Annotated in this window: 13 protein-coding genes; 9 read left to right on the plus strand and 4 right to left on the minus strand. The window is 43.3% G+C overall.

All coding sequences use genetic code 11. From position 1 onward, the window contains the following. Window positions 1–25: 25 nt before the first annotated feature. The 5 genes from bshB2 to ACXAF2_RS11235 all read left to right on the plus strand — a co-directional run bounded on the left by bshB2 (window position 26) and on the right by ACXAF2_RS11235 (window position 4920). A complete protein-coding gene (gene bshB2 / locus ACXAF2_RS11215) occupies window positions 26–709 on the plus strand; it encodes a bacillithiol biosynthesis deacetylase BshB2 (protein WP_427599896.1) in 684 nt (227 codons plus the stop codon). A gap of 723 nt (window positions 710–1432) precedes the next feature. Further along, the gene (locus ACXAF2_RS11220) at window positions 1433–2161 is read left to right on the plus strand and encodes an ABC transporter ATP-binding protein (protein WP_475138735.1); all 729 of its coding nucleotides are present in this window, start codon (window positions 1433–1435) and stop codon (window positions 2159–2161) included. Beyond that, complete coding sequence (locus tag ACXAF2_RS11225; RefSeq protein ID WP_475138737.1) at window positions 2151–3167, plus strand: ABC transporter permease; 1017 nt, start codon at window positions 2151–2153, stop codon at window positions 3165–3167. Before ACXAF2_RS11220 ends, ACXAF2_RS11225 begins: the two co-directional genes overlap by 11 nt. A 34-nt stretch (window positions 3168–3201) precedes the next feature. Beyond that, on the plus strand, window positions 3202–3849 hold the full coding sequence (locus tag ACXAF2_RS11230) for a TetR/AcrR family transcriptional regulator (RefSeq protein ID WP_475138739.1): 648 nt from the start codon (window positions 3202–3204) through the stop codon (window positions 3847–3849). A 276-nt stretch (window positions 3850–4125) separates the two neighbouring features. After that, on the plus strand, window positions 4126–4920 hold the full coding sequence (locus ACXAF2_RS11235) for an SDR family NAD(P)-dependent oxidoreductase (protein ID WP_475138740.1): 795 nt from the start codon (window positions 4126–4128) through the stop codon (window positions 4918–4920). A 65-nt stretch (window positions 4921–4985) separates the two neighbouring features. Here ACXAF2_RS11235 and ACXAF2_RS11240 read toward each other — a convergent pair whose 3' ends face one another. Beyond that, window positions 4986–5330 carry a hypothetical protein gene (locus ACXAF2_RS11240; RefSeq protein WP_475138742.1) on the minus strand — a complete coding sequence of 115 codons (345 nt, stop codon included), beginning with the start codon at window positions 5328–5330 and terminating at the stop codon, window positions 4986–4988. Between the two features lie 293 nt (window positions 5331–5623). Between ACXAF2_RS11240 and ACXAF2_RS11245 the strand changes: the two genes are divergently transcribed. Together ACXAF2_RS11245 and ACXAF2_RS11250 are read left to right on the plus strand one after the other, a co-directional pair. Then, window positions 5624–6580 (plus strand): nucleoside hydrolase, encoded by a 957-nt coding sequence (locus tag ACXAF2_RS11245; protein WP_475138743.1) that lies wholly within the window; start codon window positions 5624–5626, stop codon window positions 6578–6580. A 113-nt stretch (window positions 6581–6693) separates the two neighbouring features. Beyond that, a complete protein-coding gene (locus ACXAF2_RS11250; protein WP_220154059.1) occupies window positions 6694–6792 on the plus strand; it encodes a putative holin-like toxin in 99 nt (32 codons plus the stop codon). 76 nt (window positions 6793–6868) lie between these two features. Here the strand turns inward: ACXAF2_RS11250 and ACXAF2_RS11255 are convergent, their stop codons facing one another. Then, complete coding sequence (locus ACXAF2_RS11255; protein ID WP_475138745.1) at window positions 6869–7966, minus strand: PQQ-dependent sugar dehydrogenase; 1098 nt, start codon at window positions 7964–7966, stop codon at window positions 6869–6871. A 55-nt stretch (window positions 7967–8021) separates the two neighbouring features. Continuing rightward, the gene (locus ACXAF2_RS11260; protein ID WP_475138746.1) at window positions 8022–8894 is read right to left on the minus strand and encodes a Cof-type HAD-IIB family hydrolase; all 873 of its coding nucleotides are present in this window, start codon (window positions 8892–8894) and stop codon (window positions 8022–8024) included. 160 nt (window positions 8895–9054) lie between these two features. Between ACXAF2_RS11260 and ACXAF2_RS11265 the strand changes: the two genes are divergently transcribed. After that, window positions 9055–10572: a BCCT family transporter gene (locus tag ACXAF2_RS11265; protein ID WP_475138748.1), complete on the plus strand. Its 1518-nt coding sequence runs from the start codon at window positions 9055–9057 to the stop codon at window positions 10570–10572. A 134-nt stretch (window positions 10573–10706) separates the two neighbouring features. After that, window positions 10707–12020, plus strand: coding sequence for a short-chain fatty acid transporter (locus tag ACXAF2_RS11270; RefSeq protein ID WP_475138750.1), 1314 nt, complete (start codon window positions 10707–10709; stop codon window positions 12018–12020). Between the two features lie 142 nt (window positions 12021–12162). Here ACXAF2_RS11270 and sda read toward each other — a convergent pair whose 3' ends face one another. Continuing rightward, window positions 12163–12294 (minus strand): sporulation histidine kinase inhibitor Sda, encoded by a 132-nt coding sequence (sda, locus tag ACXAF2_RS11275; RefSeq protein WP_149154865.1) that lies wholly within the window; start codon window positions 12292–12294, stop codon window positions 12163–12165. Window positions 12295–12628: the final 334 nt, after the last annotated feature.

A 12628-nucleotide genomic window follows, 5' to 3' on the forward strand; every position in this document is an offset into this window, starting at 1 on the left:
AATCTATATAAAAGGAGAGGTCAAAATGGAAAAAGAAAGACAAGTACTTGTCATCTTTCCCCACCCCGATGATGAAGCATTCGGTGTGTCAGGAACCATTTCCACCCACGTGAATAATGGAACGCCTGTTACCTATGCCTGCCTCACATTAGGGGAAATGGGAAGAAACTTAGGGAACCCACCCTTCGCAACAAGAGAGTCGCTTCCACTGATTCGTAAAAAAGAACTGCAAAAAGCGGCCGATGTGATGGGAATACAGGATTTACGCATGATGGGATACCGGGATAAAACCCTTGAATTTGAAAATGATGAAAAGCTGTCCAACATGGTGACTGAGTTAATTGAAGAATTGAACCCCTCACTCATCATCACCTTCTATCCGGACTACTCTGTTCACCCGGATCACGAAGCAACAGCAAGAGCCGTCGTACGTGCCGTTCGACGCCTTCCTAAAGCATCAAGACCGAAGCTCCACTGCCTTGCCTTCTCCAAGAATTGTGAGGAAGCGTTGGGACAGCCGGATATCCTCGTTGATATCACACCAGTTAAAGATCAAAAAATCGATGCCATGAAGGCACATATCTCCCAAACAGCATGGATGCTCAAGGATTTAGAAAAAGGCATTCAGCAAAATGACCCAGAAGCATTAAAGTGGGTGACTGTTGAGCGATTCTGGAGCTATCAATGGGAAAATGACACAGTAGAATAATGATTGTGAAAAGAGTTTGGGCTTTGCTCAGGCTCTTTTTTTATCGTGCTCTTTTCGTATAGTTTGTTGCTATTGTAGAGGAGAAAGTAATAGTTGATTTCCGCTCCAGGATGCTCGCTTTCCGCGGGGCTGGCGGTGAGCCTCCTCAGCTGCGCCTCCGGGGTCTCACCTGTCCAGCTATTCCCGCAGGAGTCGAGCATCCTTCCGCTCCAATCAACTTTTTAAGCATGTATCCTTAACGAAAAACAATAAAAAAAAGAATTTTTGCAAACAATCTCATTTAAGGTAAGTAGAGATTGATTTTCCTTTTAAGGAAGAAGAATTATTTTTTTCTAGTTACTTTTTTTCTTACACACCTTGAAGCTCTGTCATGAAAATACTGTTTAAGATGGTGAGGGGGAACTGCGCAGACTCCTGCGGAAGTACGGGCGTGCCGAGACCCTTGAAGCGAAGCTGAGGAGGCTCGGCCGAACGCTAGCTGCAAGCGGAGCAGTTTCCTCACCATCCAGCATAAACCTGGTTGACAGAGCCCTTGCAGATTCTATGCTAGAAAACAACAATCTTTGTGAATAGAGCCTTTTTCATCGTGCTCTTCTAAGGGATCGTTTTGTGAATAGAATAAATATAGATAATTAATGAGTGATTACTCACTTTACAGTTCACTCAGCATACTTTATACTAAGAGTGAGTAATCACTCATTATCTTCAGAAAGGTGTGATTCAATGAATTCCATCATCCAATTGAACGGGCTGTCCAAGTCATTCGGCCCTCAGGAAGTGTTGAAAAACGTTTCTCTCAACATCCCAAAAGGCGATATCTATGGATTATTAGGCCCCTCTGGCTCTGGCAAAACGACATTGATCAAGCTTATGATCGGGCTCGAAACCCCATCGACAGGGAGTGTCACCTTCAAAGGGAACAAGCTGAAAGCAAAAGATCTGTACCCAACCATCGGATATATGGCTCAATCAGACGCCCTATATGATGAGCTGACAGCGAAGGAAAATTTATCTTTCATGGCTTCTCTCTATGGATTAAAGAAACCGAAACGAAACGAACAAATTGAAAAAGTAATGACGACCGTAGATTTACTTGATCACCTCAATAAGCCTGTTCATCAATACTCAGGAGGAATGAAAAGGAGGCTTTCCCTTGCCATTGCCCTTCTGCATGACCCTGAAGTCTTATTTTTAGATGAACCGACTGTTGGGATTGATCCCGTTTTAAGAAAGGAAATATGGGATAGCTTTCATCGTCTTAAGGAAGAAGGCAGAACCCTTATCATTACAACCCATGTGATGGATGAAGCAGAAAGATGTGACCGTCTTGGCCTCCTGCAGCATGGAGAAATCATTTCAAGCGATACGCCTGATGCCATTAAAGAAACGTATGGGGTGACTTCGATTGAAGAGGTATTTTTGAAAAATGGAGGTGTTTCCATTGCGGATTAGAGGTTTTGTCATTCGGATTCTTCAACAGCTCCTCAGGGATAAACGAACATTGGCTTTGATGTTTTTAGCTCCCTTATTGATACTCAGTATGCTGTCTCTCGTATTTAACTCGGATGATTACGACGCAAAGGTGGCGATTGTCGATCTTCCACAGCAACTGGAAGGGACATTCGATACGAAGGATTTTCAATCTTATGCGAGTCCCGATAAGGCCTTGAAAGACATTAAAAATGGTGAACTGGATGGCTATATTTCATTCGAAGATCCTACTTCCCCTTCGATTGTCATTGAAGGAAGTGACCCCACTGTCAACGGGGCTGTGATGAAAAAAATTCAAACGTTGTTCCCCTCCGGCTCTCAAAAACTATCAGATCAGATTGAGTACGTGTACGGAAGCGGGGACATGGAGATGTTTGACTCCTTTGGACCAGTACTTCTGGGCTTTTTCGTCTTCTTCTTTGTCTTTTTGATCAGCGGGGTATCTTTCCTGAGAGAGAGAACGACAGGTACACTTGAGAGGTTGCTTGCTTCCCCGATCAAGATTTGGGAAATGGTTGTCAGCTATGTCCTTGGTTTCGGTATCGTCACTCTCCTTCAAGCATCCTTGATTTCCTGGTATGCCATCTATGTTTTGGATATGATGATGGAAGGAAGCTTTTTCAATGTTTTGATCATCATTGTTTCATTATCATTCACGGCCTTGACGCTTGGAATATTGCTATCGGCTTTTGCCAAGAATGAATTACAGATGATGCAGTTCATTCCGATTGTGGTCGTACCGCAGATATTCTTTTCAGGATTATTCAATTTAGATACGATTTCTGAATGGCTGAGCTGGATCGGTCCAATCACTCCTCTCTATTATGCTGCAGATGCTTTAAGAGATGTGATGATTCGGGGATTTGCTTTTGAGGATTTGCTCTTTAACTTATCGGTATTGATTGGATTTTCTCTACTCTTTATCGTTCTCAATGTTGCAGCCCTCAGAAAATACCGTAAAATATAGGTAAGTAATGAACGACAAGTTAGGGGTTTAAAGCATGACTGAGGAAAAGAATATATTTAAACAGCTATTTGATCAGGAAGAAACACTGACTGATAAGCAACAAAAAATCGTGGAGGCAGCCATTGAAATGTTTGCAGAAAAAGGCTACGCTTCCACCTCTACCAGTCAAATTGCAAAGAAAGCAGGGGTCGCAGAAGGAACCATCTTCCGGCATTACAAAACGAAGAAGGACCTGCTTCTTTCGATTGTATCTCCTACGATGGCCAAGCTGATCGCTCCATTTGTGATCCGGGATCTCAATAAAGTGCTCGATGCGAAGTATGATCGGTATGAAGATTTCCTGAAAGCGATGATTTTGAATCGGCAGGAATTTTTGAAAGAGAACATGACGGCATTTAAGATTTTGATACAGGAAATCCCATTTCATCCTGAGCTGAAGGAACAATTCAAAGAGCATATCGCTGAAAAAGTGGTCGAGAAATTCGTGAGGCTAGTCGATCATTATAAAGAAAAGGGGCAGATCATCGACCTGCCTTCATACACTGTCGTGCGATTTTCGGCAACGAGTATCTTCGGATTGCTGCTTGTCCGGTACCTTTTCCTTCCTGAAGCCGATTGGGATGATGAGAAGGAGATTGATATGACGGTGAAGATGATTGTGAATGGGATTGGTAAGGGATAAACATGTAGAACTCCAAATGAGGGATTTGGGGTTCTTTTTTCGGCTGTAAAGTGACCATTGGGACTGAAAATGGATGCTGGAAGCAGATTTTGATCCGTCATGCTCCTCTAGTGAAGGTTTTATTTTCAATTTCACCCTACTTATTTTCAAATATCCACTTTTATTTTCAATTCTCCACCATTTATTTTCAAAACCGACAGTCCACCACACCTTCACCTGTTTTCCTCTTCCCCCAAACGGGTAAATCCTACTATACAACACAAGGAGGTAAAAAAAATGAGTTTCCTTTTCCATGAAAGCACATTAAAAGACCAGCATATCCTCATCACAGGCGCGACTGGGGGCATCGGATTTGAAACGGCGAAAGTGGCCGTTCAGGCAGGCGCAAAGGTGACGATTACTGGAAGAAATGAAGAAAAGCTGAAGCAACTGAAAAATGAATGCCGGGACTCAGACAAGGTCTTCCTATATAGAGCCGACCTTACCAACACTGTTGATCGTGAAAAGCTTCTATCGGCGGCAAGAAACCAGCATGGCCCCATCACAGGTCTCGTGAACTCAGCCGGTATAGGCGGCGGTGATATGGTCGAGGTTCTATCCGAGGAAGACCTGAGAAATATCATGGAGGTAAACTACTTCTCACTGGTTCAGCTCTCACAGGCCGTCTATAACCAAATGAAGGATCAGAATAGGGGTTCCATCGTCAATATCTCTTCCCTGTCAGGCTTGAGAGGGACACACGGGAATAGCGCGTATAGTGCTTCTAAGTTTGCAGTGACCGGATTTACACAAGCCTTTGCCCATGAAGCAATTGAAAATAACATACGGGTGAATGCCATTTGCCCGGGTTATGTAGATACCGATATGGGAAGAAGCGCAATAAAATCAAAAGGCGAACGTGAAGGCAGAAGGTATGAGGAGCAATTGGAGATCGCAAAGGATAGCATTCCTTCAGGAAGGTTGACCTCCCCTATTGAGGTCGCGAACACCATTGTCTATTTATTAAGTGATGCTGCCGAAAACATTGTCGGGGAATCGGTCAAGATTTCAGGGGGAAGCGTCATGCGCTGATCCATGGTTGAACAAAGAACGGGCAAGGATTTTCACCCTTGCCCCGGTTAACCCATTCTAAGTTTCTAGCTGCCTTCTTGAATTTTCTTTTTGATCTCCTCAATATATTTTTTCTTTTCTTTTTCATTGTTCAGCTGGTCACTGTTTTTATCTTGGAGATATTTTTGAAGGGCTTTTTCAATCTCTTCATGTGAGGCGTCCTCTGAAATGACTCCGGTCTTCTTTAACATCTCTATAATCTTTTCATCGTTGGCGAGAACATCTATCTTGTTTGCTGGCTGCTCGGTTTCTCCAGCAGGTACATCCGAATTTACTTCAGTAGAATCTTGATCGTTCTTTTGATCGTCTGCTGCACATCCATTCAGTAATCCAGCCACCAGAAGAAATGCGACCATCCATTTACCACTCACGTCATCACTTCCCCTTTCATAGAGAGAACCATTGTATTCTATATTATATAAAATACCCTTAATACCCTTTTAAAATCACAAATTGAGCTAATAAGTGGTTATATTAGTACGGTCATTCATTCTGTGATATGCGGTTTAATAGATCGTATTTTGAAGAACCATCAGCATTGGATCACTTTTCACTTTTCTATCGCTAAGTATTGTTCTTTTTACCAGACTCCAGCAAATAAATCAATGAATCTAGTGATTACAACAAGCAATCTTCCCACCTCCTACATATATGATAGTAGGAGGTGTTTTCTATTAAAAAAATCATTCTATTTTCAGATACTGGTATAGATGATGCGATTGCGCTAATCTATGCTTTGAAAGACCCGAACATCGAAGTCGTGGGTATTGTCAGTGGATTCGGCAATACAGACCGGAACAAAAGCTATCGGAATGCAACCTATCTACTAACATTAGCTGGCCAAAAAGGAATACCGGTCATTGCCGGGAGCACTCGACCACTTAACGGGGAGGAACCCGAGTATTTCCCGGATATTCACGGGGTGGAAGGGCTTGGTCCCCTCTCACCGCCGATCCCCGAAGAACGATACGGGAACAGAACCAATTTCAGCAAGCTGTTTCAACTGATCAAGAAGAATCCCGGGGAACTCACGATTGTTGGTGTGGGGAGGTGTACGTCCCTTGCCATCGCCTGGCTCTTGAGCCCAGACGTCATGTCCCTGGTGAAGGAAACCTATATCATGGGAGGGGCATTTCTTGTTCCGGGCAATGTAACAGAAGTAGCAGAGGCAAACTTTTATGGGGATGCAGTGGCAGCGGACATTGTGTGCAGATACGCTCCGAACCTGACAGTGATCCCGCTGAATGTCACAAGGTTGGCCCTTATAACACCTGCTCAAGTGAATGTCATCCATTCCAGGGCCAAGACCCCATTGGATCAGATCATCAAACCCATCCTGGACTTTTATTACGAAGCGTATCAGCAACTGGAGCCGGGCATCCCCGGTACTCCACAACATGACCTCTCTGCCGTCATGGCTGCCTCAGCCATCGATGGGCTGTTCACCTATGAGAAAAGGAAGGTCCGAATTCAGCATGAAGAAAGTTATGCCAACGGATTAAGCATCGCTGATTTCAGGTCGGGAAGTACAGACTGCTTGGGGACGGGCTGTTCACGGATTGCTGTTGCCATCGATGAGGATGTATTTCTGACAAATGTGTTGGATATTTTAACAAGATGAAAAACAAAAAACATGAAACCGACTACTCCATTGGTTTCATGTTTTTTTATTTTTTAGAGCGTATAGGACAATCCTGGATCAGGGAAGCATTAGAGTAAGGAGGCGATGTATCCATGAATACATTTGAAGTATTATCTCTGATGCTCAGCTTTGGGATGTTTGTGATCGCTATTCTGAAATATAAAGACAATGATGAGAATAAGAATTCATAAACACGCTCTTTAGCGTGTTATTTTTTTTGCAACCAAATACCTCCCCCAGTTCAGAGCTAAGGAAGGTATCCCAATCTTATTCTTCAATCGTCAATGAATTCAGATCCACCTGATACAATTTATCATCATTCTCCCTGGGGATCCCGCGTCCATCCGTATTATTCGATACAAAGTAAAGGGTGTCACCTTCCACAAGCACGTCCCGAATACGACCAAATCCTGTCAGCAAGTCCGATACTTTGCCGGTTTCAGGGTCGAATCGCTTCACACTTTGACCTGCGAGAGAAGCAAACACTAAATCTTCATTCCAAAAATCCGCTCCTGACGGGGCCCATGAAGGTTCCCCGGAGTGAGCGAGAGGAGAGACCAAAGACTCTTCTTTTTCATCCCCGGTTATCGTTGGCCATCCATAATTGCTGCCGGCTTCAATACGATTCACTTCATCATATCCGTTCGGTCCGTGCTCTGTTTCATATAGCTCTCCAGCTTTGTTCCATGCAAGTCCCTGAGGATTACGATGACCGTAACTGTAAACGTAAGAATCCTTAAATGGGTTGTCTTTTGGTATTCCGCCATCCAAGTTCATCCGAAGAATTTTCCCTCCAAGAAAGGAGAGGTCCTGAGCCTTATCCTGTTGAGTGGCATCCCCTGCCGTGATGTAAAGTTTGTTATCCGGACCGATTTCAAGTCTTCCGCCGTGGTGGTATTGACCGCTTGGGATTCGGTCCAGCAATACTTTCTCCTCGCTCCATTGATTTTCCGTTCGTTTCAATACTACGACACGGTTATACGGGTCCCCTGAGTCATCATACGTGTAGTAGGCATACGCCTGCTGATTGGTTTTAAAATCAGGATGAAGCACAAATCCCAGTAATCCCGCTTCTGGCCGTTTGGATAATGGCATAGCCAGATTGGTTTTCACAACGGATTTCCTGCCATCCTTAATTTCAATGATATCCCCTGTCCTTTGGGTGATGTAGAATACATCATCAAGCTTTTGAATTGACCAGGGAATGGAGAGATTTTGTGCGATCACGCTGCTTTCGACACTCGGTTTACTGACGGATTCACTTTCTTCCTGTTGTTCATCTGGCTGTCCCATTGAGCAGGCACTAAGTAGTAAGCTAAGACCAATGACGAATAAGAACCAACTGCTTCTATTTCGGTTTCTCATTTTTTCAAGCTCCCTTATTTACTTTTTTAACCAGTATGGACAACAGAAGACGTTCTCATGAGTTTGCTGTCTGTTGAAGAGCTTCCTGAATCGCTTTTGCCACACCGTCTTCACGGTTTGTTGCCGTGATGAACGGACAGAATTCTTTTATCTGATCCAGGGCATTTCCCATGGCAACGGGTCTTCCCACAGCTTTCATCATGGATAGGTCATTAAGGTTATCACCCAATGCCATGGCATTCTCCGCTGAAAGACCTTTGTCGTTCAGTAGCTTCTGCAGAGCCACTCCTTTTTGTGCTTCAAGGCTATTCACTTCAATGTTTTCTTTACCCGACGAGCTAATGGCAATGCCTGATATTTTACTTAATTTTTCATTCGCTTCTGTTAATTGCTTTTCATCAAAAGAGAAAACAAGGAATTTGTAAACCAGCTGGGAAGCATCCTCGAACAGTACCCCGTAATCTTTTACTAATTTGATATGACCTTTATCAAATCGTTCTTTGGCTGCTTTTCTCACCTGTTCTTCTGACACTTCAGGGTTGGCTGTCGTGAAAATATCGACGATCAACTCGACGCCCATCTCATAATTTTCAGTGTATGTTCCCTGATCGGTGTAAATTTCAAAGTAAATACCGGTTTCGTTTAAGACAGCGGCAATTTTTTTCGCTTGTGAGGATTCAATGCCTGCCTGATAGACCATTTCACCCTTTTTATTTCGAACCTCTGCTCCATTGGCACAAACGATATCACATGAGATACCGGCCTCCTGTATGACATAGCGGGCTTCTTCATATGATCTCCCTGTTGCAACAATAACTTCTATTCCTTGCTGTTGTGCATCCAGGATAGCTTGTTTGTTGGCTTCGCTGATTTCCTGTTTTTCATTCAAAAGCGTTCCATCCATATCCGTTGCGATACATGTAATCATAAGTAGACACCTTCCTGTTGTTAATGTTCATAATTTCACCCATTGTATCATGAAACATTTCCCTAGTTGTACTGAACCACCTCCTGCTCATGAATAACCCTATAGATTTAGGGTATGAAAATATAGAAGACGTTCGTCTACTATGTCAGGAGGGGTATTCATGGGTAATCGTACATATTTGAACAAAGTGTTTTGGATTTCAGCTATTATTGTGTCCATTTTGGTTGTGTTTGGGGCTGCTTTTCCGAAACTTTTTGCTAACGGAGCGAATGCAGCATTTGGGTTCACGACCTATTCGTTTGGATGGTTTTATCTCGCTGCAGTGTTTTTCTTTGTATTATTTCTCTTATTTCTTATGGTAAGTAAATACGGGAAGATTCGGTTGGGAAAGGACGATGAACGACCGCAGTATCCTTTCTTCACCTGGATCGGCATGTTATTCTCAGCCGGGTTTGGAATCGGTCTTGTGTTCTGGGGGATTGCTGAACCGATGAGTCATTTCTTTGAAACCCCCATTCCAGGTGTAGAGCCGCAAACGGAGGAAGCTGCCCGCCTTGCAATGGGTTATTCCTTTTTCCACTGGGGTGTCAGTCAATGGTCTGTCTTTACGATTGTCGGATTGATCATTGCCTACTTTCAATTTAGAAAAGGGGAGAATGGTCTGGTTTCCACTTCCCTGACTCCTATGATCGGCCAAGGTAAAAGGACGAAAGGGGTGAAGAATACGATTGATATCCTGGCTGTCATCGCAACCGTCATGGGTGTAGCGACTTCACTGGGGTTAGGGATTCTCCAAATAAACGGAGGATTAAGTTCCGTATTCGGAGTGGGTAACAACACACTTTCACAACTCTTGATTGTGTTCATTCTGCTTATCCTTTATTTAGCATCTTCCACAACTGGCCTCGATAAAGGGATTAAATGGCTCAGTAATGTGAATTTATCCTTGGCTCTATTTTTGATGCTATTTGTATTCATCGTCGGGCCGACAGTCTTTATATTAAACACGTTCACCCTTGGAATCGGTGACTATATTTCTAATTTCATCCGCTACAGCTTACGTCTGACTCCATATCAAGGAGGGACATGGGTACAGGATTGGACGATTTTCTATTGGGCATGGGCCATCGCCTGGTCTCCATTCGTAGGTGCTTTTATCGCCAGGGTATCAAGAGGGAGAACGATAAGGGAATTTATCATAGGGGTCCTGGTGGTTCCTCCACTGATTGCCCTAATGTGGATTGCTGTCTTTGGTGGTACAGCTCTTCACCTCGATTTATTTAATGGTACTTCCATTGCTGAAGGGGTCAACAAGGATGTCACAAGTGCATTATTTTCGACCTATGGAGAACTTCCATTTTCCATGGTCCTTTCAGTCATCTCCATCTTATTGATCTTCACCTTTTTAATTACATCTGCTGATTCAGCGACCTATATATTAAGCAGTATGACAACCGAGGGAAGCTTGAATCCTCCGATGATAGTGAAAATCGTCTGGGGAGTACTCATTGCTGCCATTGCCGCCGTTTTGCTGGTGTCCAGTGGACTGGAGGGCTTACAGACGGCCTCCCTTGTCTCCGCATTGCCCTTCACTGTCATCCTAGTCTTGATGTGTGTGACGTTATTTAGACTTCTACGTAAAGAAAAGAAGGGAACTTCCCGAACTGTAAGGAAATAAACCAAAGCGCCTGATCTCTTATAAATGAGTCAGGCGTTTTTAGTTTGGAACATCTTTTTATCCAAATGAAAGGGTTTTCACATATCATTATAGAAGAATAGAAAGGGGGTGTATTAATTAAGGGGGATGAAAAGATGAAAGCACTTATATCATTATCGAACAAAATCATGCAACGCTATCTGCCTGATCCATTTTTATTCGTTGTCATTTTAACACTGGCCGTATTTGGATTTGGTCTTATCTTCACTGATAGTTCAAGCCTCGAGATGGTTCAATATTGGGGTAACGGATTCTGGAGCCTCCTTGCCTTTTCCATGCAAATGGTCCTGGTTCTTGTTACGGGGTATGTACTGGCAAGCAGCCCACTGTTTAAACGGTTCCTTGGTTTCCTCGCCTCATTTGCGAAGTCGCCTGGTTCCGCAATTGTCATTGTTACTGTCGTTTCGATGATTGCCAGCTGGATCAACTGGGGATTCGGGCTTGTAATCGGGGCATTATTTGCGAAAGAATTGGCAAAAAGGGTGAAAGGTGTCGATTACCGGTTGCTGATCGCCAGTGCTTATTCCGGATTTATCGTCTGGCATGCAGGGTTCTCGGGTTCCATTCCATTATCCATTGCAACAGCCGATCACCCGTTCCAGGACATGATCGGTGTCATCCCGACAAGCGAGACGATCTTCGCTACCTTCAATGTCCTTATTGTGTTGGCTCTATTTATTGTTCTTCCGGTCATTAACAGGATGCTGATGCCGTCAAAAGAAGAAACTGTAACCGTAGATCCTGAAATCTTTAATGAAACTGCCGCCACTCTTGAAAAAGAGGCATTAACACCTGCTGAGCGTCTCGAAAACAGCATGATTTTATCCATTATTGTTGCCGTTCTCGGGATTGCGTTCCTATTTTCATATTTTGTTCAAAACGGTTTCGCCCTCAATTTAGATATCGTCAACTTTTTATTCTTATTCCTGGGCATTCTCTTTCACGGGACGCCAAAGCGCTTTCTTACGGCTGTTCAGGAAGCGATCAAGGGAGCGAGCGGGATTGTCATTCAATTCCCTTTCTACGCAGGAATCATGGGAATGATGACGGCATCTGGTCTTGCTGTCGTCATGTCTGAGGCTTTTGTATCGATTTCAAATGACGTGACCTTTTACTTCTTCGCCTTCCTCAGCGCCGGGATTGTGAACTTCTTTGTTCCTTCCGGGGGAGGACAATGGGCCGTCCAAGCTCCTATCATGCTTGATGCCGCTCAAACATTGGATGCTTCTGTAGCTAAGACCGCTATGGCTGTTGCTTGGGGAGACGCCTGGACAAATCTGATCCAGCCGTTCTGGGCATTGCCTGCTTTAGCGATTGCAGGATTAAAGGCGAAGGATATTATGGGATACTGCGTCATTATCCTTGTCATTAGTGGAGTCGTTATTTCCCTCGGATTACTATTCTTATAAAAAAACTAAAAGTGCCTTAGAGTATTTCGACTTTTCCTTTAGAATCTCTAAGGCACTTTTGTCTTATGACCATAAAAATAGGCTGACCTCCCGGGAGGAGATCAGCCGTTATGTATGGCGTTTCATTGTTTTCTATTTTGGCCTATCGAGCGACTTCCCTTCTTTCAAGCTCCCCTTCTAACATCTCAATAAATTCTTCTTCCAATCCTTCTTCCTGTGCTAATTGATAGACATTAGCCAATTGCTCTTCCGTAAGTATCGTTAAAGATGTCATCGATTACAACTCCTGACTCACCAAGGTATGAATTCTTTATACCCTCTTTCATACTACTTAAACCCTATTATCAAAATAATTAATACATTTTTTAGGTAATAATCCCCCCTGAACGTCAGACTTTTTCACTTGAAATGTAAGAAATCAAAATGTTTTTCAGCTTATAATTGAAATTTTTAAAAATTTTAGTAAAATAGAGAGGTATTGAAAGATAGCGCTTTCTTTTTGTATACATACATTTACTAGAATGATCATTCAACATTTTATGTTTCACTTTCACACCGTTTGGGAAAAACAGCTAGGTAATGCATAATCTCCCTTGTGGGAACTTCTT

The sequence above is a fragment of the Rossellomorea sp. ABR4_004 genome, from assembly GCF_056159585.1.

Coding starts and splice junctions, on each gene's coding strand:
- bshB2 (WP_427599896.1), top strand. CDS start 26: ATGGAAAAAGAAAGACAAGTACTTGTCATCTTTCCCCACCCCGATGAT.
- ACXAF2_RS11220 (WP_475138735.1), top strand. CDS start 1,433: ATGAATTCCATCATCCAATTGAACGGGCTGTCCAAGTCATTCGGCCCT.
- ACXAF2_RS11230 (WP_475138739.1), top strand. CDS start 3,202: ATGACTGAGGAAAAGAATATATTTAAACAGCTATTTGATCAGGAAGAA.
- ACXAF2_RS11235 (WP_475138740.1), top strand. CDS start 4,126: ATGAGTTTCCTTTTCCATGAAAGCACATTAAAAGACCAGCATATCCTC.
- ACXAF2_RS11250 (WP_220154059.1), top strand. CDS start 6,694: ATGAATACATTTGAAGTATTATCTCTGATGCTCAGCTTTGGGATGTTT.
- ACXAF2_RS11255 (WP_475138745.1), bottom strand. CDS start 7,966: ATGAGAAACCGAAATAGAAGCAGTTGGTTCTTATTCGTCATTGGTCTT.
- ACXAF2_RS11260 (WP_475138746.1), bottom strand. CDS start 8,894: ATGATTACATGTATCGCAACGGATATGGATGGAACGCTTTTGAATGAA.
- ACXAF2_RS11265 (WP_475138748.1), top strand. CDS start 9,055: ATGGGTAATCGTACATATTTGAACAAAGTGTTTTGGATTTCAGCTATT.
- ACXAF2_RS11270 (WP_475138750.1), top strand. CDS start 10,707: ATGAAAGCACTTATATCATTATCGAACAAAATCATGCAACGCTATCTG.
- sda (WP_149154865.1), bottom strand. CDS start 12,294: ATGACATCTTTAACGATACTTACGGAAGAGCAATTGGCTAATGTCTAT.